This window comes from Stackebrandtia sp. (genome assembly GCF_035643755.1).
Lineage (GTDB): Bacteria > Actinomycetota > Actinomycetes > Mycobacteriales > Micromonosporaceae > Stackebrandtia.
On record NZ_DASQPW010000224.1, the window covers coordinates 1 to 14,543 of the forward strand.

General features: G+C 68.3%; 19 protein-coding genes and 1 pseudogene. 4 read left to right on the forward strand and 16 right to left on the reverse strand.

Annotated features, from left to right (window positions below):
- Both VE172_RS17335 and VE172_RS17340 read right to left on the reverse strand, forming a co-directional pair.
- Nucleotides 1-700 (reverse strand): glycosyltransferase family 2 protein (locus VE172_RS17335; RefSeq protein ID WP_324803201.1); only part of this gene is annotated, 700 nt, incomplete at its 3' end.
- Nucleotides 693-1,745 (reverse strand): sulfotransferase, encoded by a 1,053-nt coding sequence (locus tag VE172_RS17340; protein ID WP_324803202.1) that lies wholly within the window; start codon nucleotides 1,743-1,745, stop codon nucleotides 693-695. The genes VE172_RS17335 and VE172_RS17340, both read right to left, overlap by 8 nt.
- Before the next feature lie 122 nt (nucleotides 1,746-1,867).
- On the opposite strand from VE172_RS17340, the gene VE172_RS17345 reads away from it, so the two are divergent.
- Nucleotides 1,868-2,665 (forward strand): WecB/TagA/CpsF family glycosyltransferase, encoded by a 798-nt coding sequence (locus tag VE172_RS17345; protein WP_324803203.1) that lies wholly within the window; start codon nucleotides 1,868-1,870, stop codon nucleotides 2,663-2,665.
- 43 nt (nucleotides 2,666-2,708) lie between these two features.
- Here VE172_RS17345 and VE172_RS17350 read toward each other — a convergent pair whose 3' ends face one another.
- A complete protein-coding gene (locus VE172_RS17350) occupies nucleotides 2,709-3,533 on the reverse strand; it encodes an aminoglycoside phosphotransferase family protein (RefSeq protein ID WP_324803204.1) in 825 nt (274 codons plus the stop codon).
- Between the two features lie 89 nt (nucleotides 3,534-3,622).
- On the opposite strand from VE172_RS17350, the gene VE172_RS17355 reads away from it, so the two are divergent.
- Complete coding sequence (locus VE172_RS17355; RefSeq protein ID WP_324803205.1) at nucleotides 3,623-3,823, forward strand: hypothetical protein; 201 nt, start codon at nucleotides 3,623-3,625, stop codon at nucleotides 3,821-3,823.
- 9 nt (nucleotides 3,824-3,832) lie between these two features.
- Here the strand turns inward: VE172_RS17355 and VE172_RS17360 are convergent, their stop codons facing one another.
- From VE172_RS17360 to VE172_RS17385, 6 genes are all read right to left on the reverse strand, one after another.
- Entirely contained in the window at nucleotides 3,833-4,780 is a 948-nt protein-coding gene (locus VE172_RS17360) for an NADP-dependent oxidoreductase (protein ID WP_324803206.1), read from the reverse strand.
- Between the two features lie 102 nt (nucleotides 4,781-4,882).
- Nucleotides 4,883-5,407: a hypothetical protein gene (locus VE172_RS17365; RefSeq protein WP_324803207.1), complete on the reverse strand. Its 525-nt coding sequence runs from the start codon at nucleotides 5,405-5,407 to the stop codon at nucleotides 4,883-4,885.
- 10 nt (nucleotides 5,408-5,417) lie between these two features.
- Nucleotides 5,418-6,419: a hypothetical protein gene (locus VE172_RS17370; RefSeq protein WP_324803208.1), complete on the reverse strand. Its 1,002-nt coding sequence runs from the start codon at nucleotides 6,417-6,419 to the stop codon at nucleotides 5,418-5,420.
- Nucleotides 6,420-6,471: 52 nt separating this feature from the next.
- Entirely contained in the window at nucleotides 6,472-6,819 is a 348-nt protein-coding gene (locus VE172_RS17375) for a hypothetical protein (protein WP_324803209.1), read from the reverse strand.
- Nucleotides 6,820-6,944: 125 nt separating this feature from the next.
- Nucleotides 6,945-7,496, reverse strand: a complete 552-nt coding sequence (locus VE172_RS17380) for an AAA family ATPase (RefSeq protein ID WP_324803210.1) — start codon at nucleotides 7,494-7,496, stop codon at nucleotides 6,945-6,947.
- 80 nt (nucleotides 7,497-7,576) lie between these two features.
- Nucleotides 7,577-7,837, reverse strand: a complete 261-nt coding sequence (locus VE172_RS17385) for a hypothetical protein (RefSeq protein ID WP_324803211.1) — start codon at nucleotides 7,835-7,837, stop codon at nucleotides 7,577-7,579.
- A gap of 178 nt (nucleotides 7,838-8,015) precedes the next feature.
- Here VE172_RS17385 and VE172_RS17390 point away from each other — a divergent pair, with 178 nt between their 5' ends.
- Both VE172_RS17390 and VE172_RS25735 read left to right on the forward strand, forming a co-directional pair.
- On the forward strand, nucleotides 8,016-8,588 hold the full coding sequence (locus tag VE172_RS17390; RefSeq protein ID WP_324803212.1) for a type IV toxin-antitoxin system AbiEi family antitoxin domain-containing protein: 573 nt from the start codon (nucleotides 8,016-8,018) through the stop codon (nucleotides 8,586-8,588).
- Nucleotides 8,566-9,354 (forward strand): annotated as a pseudogene (locus VE172_RS25735) (nucleotidyl transferase AbiEii/AbiGii toxin family protein); the annotation flags it as partial. The gene VE172_RS17390 and the pseudogene VE172_RS25735, both read left to right, overlap by 23 nt.
- Before the next feature lie 153 nt (nucleotides 9,355-9,507).
- Here VE172_RS25735 and VE172_RS17400 read toward each other — a convergent pair.
- The 7 genes from VE172_RS17400 to VE172_RS17430 are packed head-to-tail and all read right to left on the reverse strand — an operon-like array spanning nucleotide 9,508 to nucleotide 14,480.
- A complete protein-coding gene (locus VE172_RS17400; protein WP_324803214.1) occupies nucleotides 9,508-10,203 on the reverse strand; it encodes a response regulator transcription factor in 696 nt (231 codons plus the stop codon).
- Nucleotides 10,200-11,288 carry a sensor histidine kinase gene (locus VE172_RS17405; protein WP_324803215.1) on the reverse strand — a complete coding sequence of 363 codons (1,089 nt, stop codon included), beginning with the start codon at nucleotides 11,286-11,288 and terminating at the stop codon, nucleotides 10,200-10,202. The genes VE172_RS17400 and VE172_RS17405 overlap by 4 nt, the downstream gene beginning before the upstream one ends.
- Nucleotides 11,285-11,776 (reverse strand): hypothetical protein, encoded by a 492-nt coding sequence (locus VE172_RS17410; RefSeq protein ID WP_324803217.1) that lies wholly within the window; start codon nucleotides 11,774-11,776, stop codon nucleotides 11,285-11,287. Before VE172_RS17410 ends, VE172_RS17405 begins: the two co-directional genes overlap by 4 nt.
- Nucleotides 11,777-11,833: 57 nt before the next feature.
- The gene (locus tag VE172_RS17415; protein WP_324803219.1) at nucleotides 11,834-12,106 is read right to left on the reverse strand and encodes a hypothetical protein; all 273 of its coding nucleotides are present in this window, start codon (nucleotides 12,104-12,106) and stop codon (nucleotides 11,834-11,836) included.
- The gene (locus VE172_RS17420; RefSeq protein WP_324803220.1) at nucleotides 12,103-12,306 is read right to left on the reverse strand and encodes a hypothetical protein; all 204 of its coding nucleotides are present in this window, start codon (nucleotides 12,304-12,306) and stop codon (nucleotides 12,103-12,105) included. Before VE172_RS17420 ends, VE172_RS17415 begins: the two co-directional genes overlap by 4 nt.
- The gene (locus VE172_RS17425; RefSeq protein WP_324803221.1) at nucleotides 12,303-13,463 is read right to left on the reverse strand and encodes an alpha/beta hydrolase; all 1,161 of its coding nucleotides are present in this window, start codon (nucleotides 13,461-13,463) and stop codon (nucleotides 12,303-12,305) included. The genes VE172_RS17420 and VE172_RS17425 overlap by 4 nt, the downstream gene beginning before the upstream one ends.
- Nucleotides 13,464-13,511: 48 nt before the next feature.
- Complete coding sequence (locus VE172_RS17430) at nucleotides 13,512-14,480, reverse strand: LacI family DNA-binding transcriptional regulator (protein ID WP_324803222.1); 969 nt, start codon at nucleotides 14,478-14,480, stop codon at nucleotides 13,512-13,514.
- Nucleotides 14,481-14,543 lie beyond the last annotated feature (63 nt).

The window sequence follows — 14,543 nt, forward strand, 5'->3', positions numbered from 1 at the left end:
GGCTGCCGTGCAGCTCGGGGTGGCGGGCCAGCATCCACCGCAGCGACGAGATCTTGGTGTCGTAGCGGGTCTCGAAGTGGGACTCCCCCCACAGGATGTTCACGTACGGCGTGTCCACATGGGTGATCGGGCCGCGCCTTGCCGCGCGCAGCAACAGATCCCAGTCCTCGTTCTGGCTGCCGGGGGCGTCCTCGGCGACCATGCCGAGCCCGCCCAGCATCGCCGAGCGCCGCAGCAGGAACGTCGACGAGTGCAGCATCATCATGCGCGAGCGCAGCAGGTCCGCCTGCTTCACCAGCGACGTGCCCGCCTGGCGCGGGGTGGAGGCGCCGCGGTACACCACGTTGATGGCGCACGTCGCCATCTCGGTGCGCGGCTCCATGGCCGAGACCTGCGCGGTGAGCTTGCCGGGCAGCCAAGCGTCGTCGTCGTCGCAAAACGCCACCAGATCGGTGTCCAGAGCGGAGATCCCCGTGTTGCGGGCCCCCGACAGCCCCGGGGTGCGGCTGTTCTTCATGACCCGCACGGGACGGTCGCCGTCCTGCTCAAGGGACTCGTCGGGCTTGGCGCGGTCGAAGACCACGACGGCGCCGAGCCGTCCCGGATACCGTTGCGCCAGAACCGAGGCCAGGGCGCGGCGCATCAGCTCCGGTCGGGCGTGGGTGGGGATGACGACCCCAATGGACGGCCAATCACTCATCGGAGGCTCCCGCCGTGACGCTCTCGGTTGCGGTCTCGTCGGCGTCGCTGGGACGCCGTGGTTGCACGGTCACCGTGCCCGTGGGCTGCGGCGCGGGCTCGGTGTAGCCGTAGCGGCTCAGCAGCGGCCGGGTCAAAGTGGACACCAGCGTCTTGCGGGTGGGCGACAGCCCGACCGTCCACGCGTCGTCGTAGCGCAGCGGCACCCGCCCCACGGTGAACCGCATCGGGTTGCCCGCCGCCGAATGGCTCGGGCCCAGATCGGCGTAGTCGCCGCCGATGTAGCGCAGCTGGTGCTCGGTGACGGGGATCTCGGCCCACTCCGCCAGCCGCCGCACCACGCCGCGCGGGTCGGCCATCAGCTTCTCGTACCGCACCCGCCGCACGGGAACCCCGCGCCGCCGCAGCAGGCCGAACGCGGCGTTCTGCGCGTTCCACAGCATGGCCGCGCGCGTGGGGGAGTAGCGGGTCATCTCGTCGCCGCGCGGCGATTCGGGCCGCGACACCTCCTTGGCCCACGAATAGGCCACCCCGCGCGAATCCCGCACCACGTGCAGCACCCGCAGGTCGATGCCCTCGCACCAGCGCAGGCAGTACGCCAGAGAGGCATGTTTCGATGAATCGATGATGACCCTGGCGCGCGAGTCCGACCGCGCCGCGTCGTAGATCTTGCGATAGTGCGACACGTACTCCGACACCAGCTCCAGCTGCGGCCCCTTCAGCCGCCGCGAGGCCAGCGTCGGAATGTGCCGGGTGCGGTCCACGGTGTTCTTCAACGCCACCACCCGATCCACGTCGACCGAGTGCCAACCCCCGAACGCGGCCTCGCCCACCCGCTGCCAGAACTCGCATGCCGAAAACGCCGACCCGCACGCGCAGGCCTCGTCGTCCCTGACGTCCCGCTCCCACACGTGCGCCACCTCGCCCAGGGGCAGAGTGTCGGGGAGTTGCCCCAGCAGTCTCTCCAACAGCGTGGTGCCGCTGCGCCCCAAACCTCCGATGAACAACACCTTGGTCGGTTGGTTGTCGTCGGTCTTCGCGTCCATTTCGCCCCCGATGGTCCGATACAAGGGATTAACCGCACGAGGTACCCCAAAGGACACGCCCTGGGCCGAAAAAACCCGCCGCGACTTCGTGACCTGCGAAGGCTCAGGCTCGTTTACTCTGTGTGAGCACGCCTGAGACCCGCCCGCGCTACGTCCACCTCGGTGAGATCCGCTTCGACGCCCTGCAGGCCGACGAGGTGGTGGAGCGCGTCCGCGAATCCGCCGTCCTCGGCCGCGGCGGCCGCATCGTGACGCCCAACGTGGACATCGTCCGCCAGATCCGCCGCGACCCCGACGCCCACCAGCACCTGCGCGCCGCCGACCTGGTGGTCGCCGACGGCGCCCCCCTGGTGTGGGCCTCCCGCCTGTCGGGCGATCCGCTGCCCGAGCGCGTCGCCGGCAGCGACCTGGTGTGGAGCCTGAGCCGCACCGCCGCCGAGCACGGCCTGCGGCTCTTCCTGCTCGGCGGTTCCCCACTGGCCGTGGAGAACACCGCCTCGGTGGCCGCCGATCGCCTGCGCGAGGCGTACCCCACCCTCACGGTGGCGGGAACCTGCTGCCCACCCATCGGCTTCGACACCAACCCCGACCTGCTGGAGGAGCTCAGCTCCCGCCTGAACGCCTGCCGCCCCGACATCGTCTTCGTCGGGCTCGGCTTCCCCAAACAGGAACAGGTGATCTCCTACCTCGCCGACCGCCACCCCACCGCCTGGTACCTGGGCTGCGGCGCGGGCATCGACTTCGTGGCGGGCCTGCGCAGGCGCGCACCGCACTGGATGCGGCGGACGGGCCTGGAATGGCTGCACCGCTTGGCATCCGAGCCGCGCCGCCTGTTCGTCAGGTACGTGGTGCACGACGTCCCCGCCGCCTGTGGACTGCTGTGGCGCAGCGCGGCGCGGCGCTGGAAGCGGGGGTTGTGATCCGCTGGCCGCCACCACGTGGTGGCGCATGGGTAAGAGCCGGTCAGGCGGACTCCGCGGTGCGGATGAGGTCCTGCGCGGTGGGCGTGGCGTCGACGCCGTGCGACTCCAGCCACCACAGGGTGCCGAGCTGCCGTGTCACACGGTGTGCCGTGTGCGTGCGCTCCACGTAGGAGCGAAACGCGCTGTCAGCGCCGTAACCGTCCAGCACCACGGGCAGCCGATCGCGGTTCCATTCGGTCAACACCGCCAGATCGACGACGGGGTCGCCCACGCCCGCGTTGGCCAGGTCGATGACCGCGCCGACGTGGCCGTGACGCAGCAGCCAATGGTAGGTCGCGTTGTCCCCGTGGATCACCGTTCGCCGTGGCTCGTCGGGCAGGCCGGACTCCACAATGTCTATCAGGATCGGGCGCACCCGATCGGGCAGCATCCGCCGCGATATCTCGTTGTCGATCTCACGTGCCACGTCGTGGCGCATGGTGGGCCAAAACGGCTCGAAGCCGTCGGCGGGAACCTTGTCGTGAATCTCCCGCACCGCCGCGGCCACCGCCCGCCAGTGCGCGTCGGGCGAAGTGCCGGACAGCTCCTCGCCGACCTCCAGCGTCATGACGGTGATGTCGTCGAAGCAGTCCAGGAGCTGGGGCACGGGGATGCCATGTGCGGCGAAGGCGCGCATCGCGTGACGCTCGTTCGCGGTCTGGGGCGCGTTGAGGTCCGCCTTCACCACGATCGGGGTGTCGTCCCCGCGTTCCCGCCGCGCGGAGAACACCAGTCGATCGAAGTGGTCGTCGAACACCCGATCCACCAGAATCGGGCAGCCCCAACGCTTCTCCAGGCTCGCGCTCACGTCATCGAGTGTCCACACGGGCTCCATTGTGCCCCACATGGGCCCCGTTATCGCGACGTGATCCCCGCGACCCGTCCGTCGGGGCCGAAAGCTGACAGGATGAGGTCATGAACATGAAATCGTTGTGGTTCATCGTTCCTGGCGTGTTGCTTGCCGGGTTCGGGACCGTATTCACGTTGCAGGGCCTCGGCTACGTCACGGGCAGCCCGATGACGAGCGTGACGCTGTGGGCGATCGTGGGCCCGATCATCGCGCTGATCGGCCTGGCGTTGATCGTCGTCGGCGGGCGGCGCCTGAGGGCCAAGTAGCCCGCGGCCTCAGTCCACGATCCCGATCACCATCTTGCCGACGGTGCGCCGCGTCGCGATCGCCTCGTGGGCCGCGACGAAGTCCTCCAGCCCGAACACCCGCGACACGTGCGCCTTGAGCCGCCCCTCGCCGACCAGCCGCGACAACGCCCGCATGCCACCCAGATCGGGCTCCACCAGCATGAACGGGACGCGAATGCCCCGCGCCGCCGCCTCGGGGCGCGCGACGCCCGCGTTGCCGATGTACAGCTCGACCAGGACCCCGCCGTCGCGGATCACCGACACCGAGCGGGCCGCGATGTCGCCGGGCATCGCGTTGAGCGCCACGTCGACGTCGGCGACCACCGTGGTGAAGTCGACACTGGAGTAGTCGATCACCTCGTCGGCGCCGAGGCCGCGGACGAACGCGTGATTCACCGCCCGCGTCGTCCCGATGACATACGCCCCAAGGGATTTGGCGATCTGAACGGCCAGGTGACCGATACCGCCCGCCGCCGCGTGGATCAGCACCGACTGCCCCGCCTCCACCCGCGCGATGTCCACCAGCGCCTGCCACGCCGTCAACCCCGTCAACGGCAGCGCCGCCGCCTCCACATGCGACAGCCCCGCGGGCTTCAGGTCGAGGTGCCGCGACGGCGCGACCAGGTACTCCGCGTGCGCGCCCGCCTCGTGCGGGAAGCACGGCATCCCGTACACCTCGTCCCCGACTGACAGCCGAGCCACGCCCGTCCCGACGGCCTCCACCACGCCCGACACGTCCCAGCCCACGGTGAACGGCGGCTGCCCAATGTAGAGCCCGCTGCGGCGGGCGGCGGCGTCCACGGGGTTCACCCCCGCCGCGTGCACCCGCACCAGCACCTCCCCGTACCCGGGTTCGGGCCGCGCGGTCTCCACCAGCCGCAACACCTCTGGCCCACCGAACTCCGATTGGGTAACGGCACGCATCCTCGCCGACATGGCGACCCTCCTTCTCGCGGGCAACGCCGTAGAGTGTCCCCTCCACACCCCACGGCGCCCAGCCGCCAGCGCGCCAACATCCACACGATTCGGGCCAGGTGCCTACAGCTCGACCCGATCCAGGCGGTCGGGATAGGCGGCGCGCAGCTTGTCGAGCTTGACGCGGTTGGCCCGAATGACGGCGCGGAAGGCGTCGGCCAGCTCCCGGGTGAAACGGTCCTCGTCCACCTGATCGGGGACCACCTCGTGAACCCGCGCCCTCCAGCGCATCATTCCTTTGGCGCCCAACCTGATCCACCCGTTCGGCGATTCGGCGTCGGCGGTGATGTTCTGCCGCAGCTCGCCGAACTTGATGCGATCGGGATCGGTCGTGGGGACGAACCTGGCGCCGTTGCCCTCCATCGATTCGCGGTAGACGCGCGAGTGGGCTCGGTCGTAACCCGTCCACATCAACGTGCCCAAGCCTTCGATCTGGCGGCCAAGGGAATCGGCGTGGTAGTTGTCGTACGCGTTGTCGCGGAACGAGAAGTCCATCTCGAGTCCATGGTGGATGCGCACCATGATGTTCTTATCGGGGGAGACCACCCGAATCACCAGGTCGGCCACGGTGTCTACGTAGTCGGTCATGTCAACCTCGCTAGTGGTAAGGCTTGTCGAAGTTGTCGAGGTAGTTCTTGTCGACCGTGGTGGTCCCGTTGGCGTCGGTGTGGGTCGGGGACTTTCCGTCGAAGGTCACGGCGGGCCCCGTGATCAGCTTCCACGCGGCGGCCCCGGTCACCTGGGCGACGTTGTGGTGGATGACCGACTTGACGTCCTTCTCCTTGGTCGTGATGGTGGAGCCGAGCGTGGAGATGAAGCTCAGCGCGGAGGTGTAGATCGAGTACGCGCCGGAGTCGTCGACCGCGACGTCGGGGTTGTCGCCCGAGGGCTTGAAGAATTTTTCGAGCTTGGTGCCCTCGGCGGCGCCCGTGGCGGCCTCGCCGATCGCCGCGATCCCCTTCAGCGGAATCGATTCGATGCCGAGACCATCGGCGATACCGCTGACCGCGGTGAGGATCGTGATGGTGGCGGCCAGATTCTCGCCGAAGTGCGGGCACCAGTCGTCCTGGGCGTTGGCCGCGTTGATCGCGGAGTCCAGGAACTTGTTGGCGTCCTTTCGTGCCGTCTCGTGGATCGCCTTGTGCGCGCCCGCCGCCAGCTTCAACGTGTTGACGAACCAGCGCTGGGCCAGCAAGGTCTCGGTGTTGCGTCCCTTGCTGGTGTCGAGCGCGTACGCGTTGGCGAAGTTGTACCGGAAGCTGTGAGCGGCCTTGCCGTTCCACCCAGGCAGCCCGCCGCCCGCCTGGCCGCCGATGATGGTGTTGATGACGTCGTTCATCGAGTCGCTGACGGTGGGGCTGGCGCTGCCGTCGGAGTGCCAGTCGTTTTCGTCGAAGCCGCTGCCGCCCAGGCTTTGAATGATCGTGTCGTAGGTCTGGATCACGGGATCGAACTTGTCGGGTTCGGGATCGAGCACCTTGACGAAGCGTTGTTTCAGGGTGCCGCCCGAGTTACCCATGGAGGCGAGGTAATCCTCTTGGTCCTTGATAACGGACTCCCTGCCGTCCTCCTTGGCCTCGAACTTGTACAGCAACTTCATGAGTTTATCCACTTTGGATGAAAGCTCGTGCGATATGGCCATGACCGCTCCCTCACACCCACTTGCCGTTTTTTAGGGACGGCAGGTGATCGAGATGGTCGTCCTTTTTCAGGGCCGTCGCCGCCGCCTGATCATGCTCGGCGTAGGAGTAAGCGATCAGCAGCAGCAGGTTCCCCGCGTCGGTCATGTGTTGGGAGGACGCGTCAAACAGACGCTTGAGCGTCGAGTTCGCCGACGACCAGAACGCGACGTGCCCCGACTCGGAGCTGACCGCGCCGAGTTCGGTTTGGGCCGTCGACCCGTCCGCCGCGAGCTTGCCGTAAGTCTTGGCCGCTTCGGGAAGCAGGTTCTTGCCGGCGTTGTGGAGTTGCATGAGGTCGGCTACCAGTGGATCGGGCATGGGCTCTCCGTGAGTCGATCGAGTTTCCCCAAGACTCGCCGCCGCTGGTTGGCAACCGGTTTGCTATCGGTTGGCTCGGAGTCGGTCTCGGTCAACAAACCCGACACCGCCGTGCGAAAGGGGCATCACGCGGCGGAATCCAACCGCAACACACCCGCCGAGAACAACCGCGCCACCTCGTCCACGGTGTTGTCCGCGTCCAGCCGACTCGAATCCAGCACGTGCGACTCGTAGCAGTCCAGGTCCGCGAACTCCGCGTACATCGACCGTAGAGGCTCGGGATCGGTCAACGCCTCGGGTCCGCGCGCCGTGGCCCGCGCCAGCGTCGTGGGCTCGTCGGGCCGCAACACCACGTAATGCAGCGGAACCCCGGCGGCATGGGCGCCGTCGACAAAGCGATCGATGAACCACGGCCCCACCACGCCGTCCACGACGACCTCATACCCGCCCCTCGCATACCCCAACGCCGCCCCCACGAGCACGTCCACCACGATCTCGTTCTGGCGATGCGACTGCGGCAGGTACGGCGGGATCACCCCGCGGCGGATGTTGGCCCAGAAATCGTCGGTGTGCAGGTGAACGCTCAGCGACAGGCGATCGGCATACATGCGCGCCACCGTCGACTTCCCCGCCCCAGGCGGGCCGGAAACGACCAATACGGGGGCGGGCTGCGTCATGACGTCCTTCGGGAATACTCGGTGGGCCTTGTCGTGAGGCAATAATGCCTCAAGCCCCGAGATTGTGAAGGACGCGCCGATCACGCCGGGCGAACGCCCACGGCGTCCTTGATCTGAGCCCCCGCGGCCACATCGGAGGAGCGGGCACAGTGCCCGCAACAGAAGAAGCTGCCCGACGCCTCGACCCCGTGCCCCACGACCTTGCACCCGCAGTGCTCGCACACGGGAGCCAACTTCTGGATCGCGCACTCGAACGAGTCGAACGTGTGGGTCTCGCCGCCGATGGTGCGCACCTCAAAGGACAACCAGTAGTCGTTGCCGCAGGTGTCACAGATCGCCATGGTCCTACCTCCGATTCGGGTCCCACGCATCATGACGGGCGCGGGCGGCGATGGCGTCCGAATCGGGAAAATCGGATTTGCGGTGTTGCTATTCGTAGCATACGCTTCACTCACCGCGATCGAGTGTCACAAGTAAGCCAAATTGGTATACTTGTGACAGTCGATGGGGGTATGGAACATGGCGAAGTACTGGAGAAAGCTCCTCGACACGGCACTGGATCAGCATGGGTACGTCACTTCGCGCGACGCGCGACAGCTTGACATACCGGTGGCAGAGCTCGGGAGGCTGGCTCGCCGCGATCAACTCGTCAAGGTCGGCCACGGGATTTATCGCTTTGAGGAACTCGTAGGGGATTCCTTGAGCGACTACATGCTCGCGACCCTGTGGCCCGATGGCCGCGGAGTGCTCAGTCACGACACCATGCTCGACTTGTACCAGTTGTGCGACGTGAATCCCGACAAGATCCACATAACTGTCCCTAATGGATATCGTGCGCGTGCCACGGGAGGTGAGATGTTCACCGTGCATCACGCCAATCTGAGCGACATGCAGCTCGGGTGGTTTGAGGGGATACGCGCGGTAACTCCACGAACTGCGATTTATCAATGTGTTGCGGGTGGTACCCCCAACTATTTGCTGAGGCAGGCGATTGAGTCTGCCCGAAACCTTGGCCACATTACGGCCGCTGACAAGGCCGAGCTTGAAGCTCGGCTCGAGGGGGATTCTCATGAACGACCGCTTGTTGAGTGACCTTCGACCGCGGGGAAAAGAACCACGATCGAAGCGCCATTTGGATGTCTGGATAGTCCAGGCCGCGGAGCGGAACAACATCGCGCAAGGAAGGTTGGCGTGGCTAGTCGCGTCGAGCGTCCTGATTGCCGTGTTGCAGCGGGCGCGCCATGACGATGGCGCACCCAAACTGTTGTTGAAGGGTGGGACCTATCTGGAGCTGTGCCTTGGCTTTCGCTCGCGGTCCACCGCGGATGTCGACATGCTGTTTCGTGGCGAGTTCGAGCGCTTCGCCGACGAACTCGACGCGGCCATCGCGGAACCGTGGGGCGTCATCTCGTTGGCACGCACCGAGATTCGAGAGATCGCGGGCGTTCCGCGACGCGTCAAGCCCCGCCGTTTCGACTTGAAGCTTCAGGTGGCGGGTGCCACGTGGCGCAGCATTCAGGTTGAGGTGTCCGCCGACGAGGCGGGCGCGGGGGACAAGGCGAGGATGATCGTTGCCCCAGTCCTGGACCATTTCGGACTTCCCTCGCCCGTGGAGTTCGCGGGGATCGCGATGGACTACCAAGTCGCCCAGAAGATCCACGCCTGTACCGCCCCGCACGACCCGCCCCTGCACGTCAACGAGCGGGTGCGCGACATTGTGGATCTTCTGCTGATTCGCGACGCCTTCTACCGCGATGCCGATGACCTTGGCGATCTACGCGAGGCGTGCCGCAGACTGTTCGCCTCGCGCGCCGCCGAAGCCGAGGCGCTGCGACGCTTGGCCCGACCCTGGCCGCCCGAGTTTCGGATCCCCTCTCCCTGGAGGAAGGGCTGGGACGATCTGGCCGCTTCCGTTTCGCTTGACCTCGGGATCGAGGAGGCCGTGGGCCAGGTGCGAGCCTGGGTCGCCGATGTCGCCGCGAGTTTACCAATGTGGTGTAGTCGTGACAGGCTACTGTGGACGCGCCAGGCCGTGGCGGTAGGCGTAGGTGACCGCCTGGGTGCGGCTGCGCAGGCCCGCCTTGGTGTAGGCGTTGTTGATGTGGGTCTTGACCGTGGCCTCGCTGACGAAGAGCTTCGCGGCTATGTCCGCATTGGACATTCCCGAGGCGATGAGGCGCAACACCTCCGCCTCGCGGGCGGTGAGGCCGTCGGGGAGCCTGCGCGGCGGGGACGGGTCGGCGCCGACGGGGGAGCGCGGCGCGGCGGGCGCGGGCTCGGGCGGGGGAGCGGTGACGCTTTCCAGCAACCGCCGCTGCACCGACGGGTCGAGCTGGGCCTCCCCCTCCATCACCGTGGCGATCGCCGCCGCGATCTCCTCGGCGCCAGCGCTCTTGGTGAGGAAGCCGCGGGCCCCCGCGCGCAGCGCGCCGAACACGGACTTGTCGTCGGCGTAGGTCGTCAGGACGATGACCTGGGTGTCGGGGAAGTCGGCGCGGACGCGGCGGGTGGCGTTGACGCCGTCCATGCGCGGCATCCGCAGATCCATCAGCACCACGTCGGGGCGGTGCTCGGCCACCATGGCGATCGCGGCCTCGCCGTCGCCCGCCGAACCCACCACCTCGATGTCGGGCATCAGACCCAGCAACAGGACCATGCCGTCGCGCACCACCGCCTGGTCGTCGACCACCAGCACCCGGACACTCACGTCGGAATCCTCACATGCACCCGAAAACCATCCTCCACGGCACCCGCCTCCAGGCTGCCGCCCAGCAGCTCGGCCCGCTCTCGCATCCCCATCAGCCCGTAGCCGCCGCCCGGGGCGGCGGGCGCGTCGGAGGCGGGGTTGGAGATGTCCAGTTCCACCGCGTCGGGCATGAAGCCGACGTGCAGCTTCGCGCCCACGCCCGCGGCGTGCCTGCGGACATTGGTGAGCGCCTCCTGGGCGGTGCGGATCAGGGTCAGGGTGATCTCGGGCGACAGAAAGCGCTCGTTGCCGAAGGCGTCCAGGGCGCAGGGCTGCTCGGTGTCGGCGGCGAACTCCTCGACCAGCTCCTTCAGCGCCACCAGCAGCGGCGGCTGGTCCTCCCGCAGGGCCGACACCGCGCGCCGCGCCTCCTCCAGGCCCCGCTTGGCCATCTCGCGGGCCAGATCGACGCGCTGCTCGGCCTCTTCGGCCCTCTCGTTGCGCAGCAACAGCTTCGCCGACTCCAGGTGGACGATCTGGGCCGACAGCGAGTGGGCCAGGACGTCGTGGATCTCGCGGGCGATGCGGGTGCGTTCGGCCAGCACCGCCTCGTGGGTGGCGGCGGTGCGGGCGAGCTTGCGCTGCCGCCCCGCGTACCCGGCCAGGAACACCCCGCACACCGCCAGGCACAGGCCCGCCCCCCGATTCAGGTCGCCCTCGACGCGACCCGACACCACCAGGCTGAGCAGCGCCACGAACCCCACGGGCAGCGACTGCTGGATCGGGTGTCGGATGGCGATCATCGCGACCGACCACAGCACCGCCCCCAGCGCGGGCCCGGCCGGCGAGTACCCGTCCAGCATCACCCCCAGGATGATGGTGACGATCGCGACCGCGAGCCGCAGCCGCGCCTTGTCCTTCGGTCTCGAATCGGGGTACAGGAAGCCGCCCACGTTGATCGCGGCCATGGCGACGGTCAACGCCGCCACCACCAGATGAGCGCCGTGCCAACCGAACCGCGGCGGCGAGAGGTACTGGGCCACCACGAAAACGGCGACCGCCCCCAGGCGAAGCGCCTTGGGGGCGGAGGTGCGCCAGGAGATCACGCAACCACGCTATAGGGCGACGCGGGCTCGCGCGAGGCCAAGGCGGAACGACGGGCGACCACCAGGCCCTGGACGCCGATGGTGAGGCCCACGAAGATCAACACCGACTGGCTGGAGGTGTGCACGTGCCACACGAACTCGCCCGTCAGCAGCATCACGATCCGCGTGGCCATCGACACCAGCCACATCACCGCGGTGCGCCAGGTGCCGCGGCTCCACGCCACGCCCTTGTCGTCGGTCCACAGCTTCACGCTGGCGGCGCGCGCCATACCCAGGGCCGCGGCCATCACCAGTTCGATGACCAACAGGACGATGCTGAGCCCCAGGTGGTGAGGGTCGACGAGGCCGCCGCTGGTGATGCCGAGCAGGATCATGAAGCCCGCGATGTAGTACATGGTGGGGTTGTTGACGCGGCGCGGCTGCAACTGGCGGTAGATGATGAGGCCGACGACGATGAGTCCGATGAGTCCGTACTGGATTTCTGTCATGCCAACGACATTAGGAAGCGGACGACGAATCCGTATCGGCGTCAAGATGGAGAAGCGTCAATCTCCACCCTGAGGTGGAGGACGCTGTTCGTCGGCGATTCCCGTCGTGTTGTACTCCAGGTCGCGGTCCATCCGGACGTAGAAGATCGATTGGGCGGCCACGCCGAGCACGCCGCTGACCAGCAGCACCACCCCGGCGATCCAGGACATGTGCCAAAAGGACGCCACCACGCCGATGATCGCCGCACCCACCGCGACGCCCTTGGCGACGGTGACGTACGTCGGCACACCCATGTACTCGTGCGCCGCCGCCAGGCGGTTGATCGTCATGAGGAAGCCCAGCAGCGGCAGGGCGAGCGCGAACGCGACGATGGCGACCGTCGAGGCGAGGTCGCGGTGAGCTGGGGCTGCGCCAGCACCACGCTGATGCCGATGAGCCCGGCGTAGATCAGGTTGTCCTGTTCCAGCCAGCCGTGCTTCTGACGGGAGTCCATCTTGTCGAAGAAGTCGCGTTTCTCGCCGTCGCTCACGACTCCGCCGGGAGGAACTCCTCCAGCGCGGCGGCGACCGTGTCGGGGGATTGCAGGGACATCATGTGCGGGGCACCCGCGAGTTCCTTGTAGACGGACCCGGGGATGCGCTCGGCGATGGCGCGCATCAGTTCGGGCGGGCAGGAGACGTCGTTTTCGCCCGCCGCCACCAGGACGGGGACGGCGAGGTCGGCGAGCCTGTCGCGCACGTCGAGGGTCTGGAAGGCCCGCCAGGCACCAGCGAAGTCGGTCGGCAGGGCGCGGCGGAGGTGTTCGCGGGCGTAGCGGACGGGGAATTCGTTGAGCGCCAGCGCGTCGGTCGTGAACCAGCGGGGGAGGGTGGTGGCGACGCGGGTGTCGGTGGTCTCGGTCTCGGCCGCCGCCGCGCGGGCGGCGAAGGCGTCGAAGACGGTGTCGGTGGTGCCCAACAGGGCCAGCGAGGCGAGGCGGTCGCGGTGGCCGACGGCCAGCGCCTGGGCGATGCCGCCCCCGTAGGACAGCCCGACGACGTGCGCGGTGTCGATGTCAAGGGCGTCAAGGATTCGCGTCGCGTCATCGGCGAGTTCGTCCATGGTGGATACCTTGGTGTCGGACGCGGCGCCGTGGCCGCGCACGTCGTAGGCGTACACCCGCCGCCCGCGCGACAGCGGCTCCATCACCGCGTCCCACATCCGCCAGTCCAGGCCGATGGCGTGGATCAACAGCACGGGAGGGCCCGACTCCCCGCGCGAGGCCACCTGCGTGTCGTGGGTGGGCAGGCGGACGGCGCGTCGCCCGGCGGGGGCGGGGAGGTCGGCGGCCGTGATGGCCTCGTCGATGACCCGCAGCGCGTTGAGGCCTCGGGGGAAGCCCGCGTAGCCCGTGACGTGTTCGGCGAGGGCGCGCAGCTCGTCGGGGGAGACGCCATTGCGCAGCGCCGCGTGGACGTGGGTGGCCAGCTGGGGTTCGGCGCCGCCGATGGCCGCCAGCATCGCCACGGTGGCCAGCTCGCGCCACTGGCGGCTCAGCTCGGCGCGGGTCATCTGGCCCGCGAAGCCCGTCTCGATCAGGGTCTGGAACATCTCGGGCGACTGCCGCCGGATCGCGGCCAGGGCCGTGGCGGGGTCGCCGCCCACCAGCTCGCGAAACTCGTGGCTGCCGCGCGCGTAACGATCCATTGAGAACTCCTGAGACTCGGTGTCGACCCTGGCGACGATAGCCCGCGATCAGCGCAGCCCGCGCCGCTCCAGCCGAGTCGGCAGTGTGATGATGTGCGGAGCCGAGCGGTCACCACCGATGCGGTCGAACAGCAGCTCGACCGCCCGCCGGGCCAGCTCGCGGGCGTCGTACGCCACCACCTTGAACTCGCGCGGCATCAGGTTCGACAGCTCGAAGTCGTCGAAGCCGCTGAGTGCCGCGTCGTTTCCCATCCGCCACAACTGATGCACGGCGCCGACCGTGATGCGGTTGTTGACCGCGAAAAACGCCGTGGGCGGGCGCGGCGACTCCAGCAGCTCGGCGACCGCCGCCGCGGCGGTCGCGGGGTCGCGGACGCCGCCGCGCACGCTGAGGCCATCGCCCAGCCCGGCCTCGACGGCCGCCTGGCGGGCGCCGCGCAGCCGCTCGCGCATCGTGTAGACGTCGGTGCGATCCAGCAGCACCGCGGTGTCGCGATGGCCGCGCGCGATCAGGTCCGACACCGCGCGGTGGGCGCCGCCGTAGTTGTCCAGCAGGACCGTGTCGGCCTCCACGCCGCCCGCCGGGCGGTCCAGGAACACCACGGGCAGGCCCAGCTCCACCTCCTCGCGCAGGAACGCGTGGTCGCGGCTGGCGGGCACCACCACCAGGCCGTCCACCCGCCGCGAACACAGATCCCGCAGCAGGCGCTGCTCGTCGTTCGGGTTCTCCTCGGGGCTGGCGGTGATCAGCAGGGTGTCGCGGGCGGCGGCGTAGTCGGCGATCACCGCGGTGATCGAGGCATAGAAGGGGTTGGCTATCTCCTCAATGGTCAGCCCGATGGTGGCGGTGCTGCGGCCCGAGCGCAGCGAGCTGGCCAGCCGATTGTGCCGGTACCCCAGCTCCTTCACGGCATCGCGCACGCGCGTCGCCAGCTCGGGGGCCACGGAGGGTTCCTGGTTGACTACGCGCGAAACGGTTTTCAGGCTCACCCCGGCGCGCCCGGCGACATCGTTCATCGTGGGACGTTTGGGGCGCTGGGCCGTCACGGGCTGACACTCCTGTCTAGACGGTGGGGGCAA

Excerpts from the sequence above, each read along its gene's own strand:
- VE172_RS17365 (WP_324803207.1), bottom strand. The coding sequence starts at position 5,407 with ATGACCGACTACGTAGACACCGTGGCCGACCTGGTGATTCGGGTGGTC.
- VE172_RS17355 (WP_324803205.1), top strand. The coding sequence starts at position 3,623 with ATGAACATGAAATCGTTGTGGTTCATCGTTCCTGGCGTGTTGCTTGCC.
- VE172_RS17385 (WP_324803211.1), bottom strand. The coding sequence starts at position 7,837 with ATGGCGATCTGTGACACCTGCGGCAACGACTACTGGTTGTCCTTTGAG.
- VE172_RS17425 (WP_324803221.1), bottom strand. The coding sequence starts at position 13,463 with ATGGATCGTTACGCGCGCGGCAGCCACGAGTTTCGCGAGCTGGTGGGC.
- VE172_RS17390 (WP_324803212.1), top strand. The coding sequence starts at position 8,016 with ATGGCGAAGTACTGGAGAAAGCTCCTCGACACGGCACTGGATCAGCAT.
- VE172_RS17430 (WP_324803222.1), bottom strand. The coding sequence starts at position 14,480 with ATGAACGATGTCGCCGGGCGCGCCGGGGTGAGCCTGAAAACCGTTTCG.
- VE172_RS17360 (WP_324803206.1), bottom strand. The coding sequence starts at position 4,780 with ATGTCGGCGAGGATGCGTGCCGTTACCCAATCGGAGTTCGGTGGGCCA.
- VE172_RS17340 (WP_324803202.1), bottom strand. The coding sequence starts at position 1,745 with ATGGACGCGAAGACCGACGACAACCAACCGACCAAGGTGTTGTTCATC.
- VE172_RS17375 (WP_324803209.1), bottom strand. The coding sequence starts at position 6,819 with ATGCCCGATCCACTGGTAGCCGACCTCATGCAACTCCACAACGCCGGC.
- VE172_RS17410 (WP_324803217.1), bottom strand. The coding sequence starts at position 11,776 with ATGACAGAAATCCAGTACGGACTCATCGGACTCATCGTCGTCGGCCTC.
- VE172_RS17370 (WP_324803208.1), bottom strand. The coding sequence starts at position 6,419 with ATGAAGTTGCTGTACAAGTTCGAGGCCAAGGAGGACGGCAGGGAGTCC.
- VE172_RS17415 (WP_324803219.1), bottom strand. The coding sequence starts at position 12,106 with ATGACGATCAACCGCCTGGCGGCGGCGCACGAGTACATGGGTGTGCCG.
- VE172_RS17380 (WP_324803210.1), bottom strand. The coding sequence starts at position 7,496 with ATGACGCAGCCCGCCCCCGTATTGGTCGTTTCCGGCCCGCCTGGGGCG.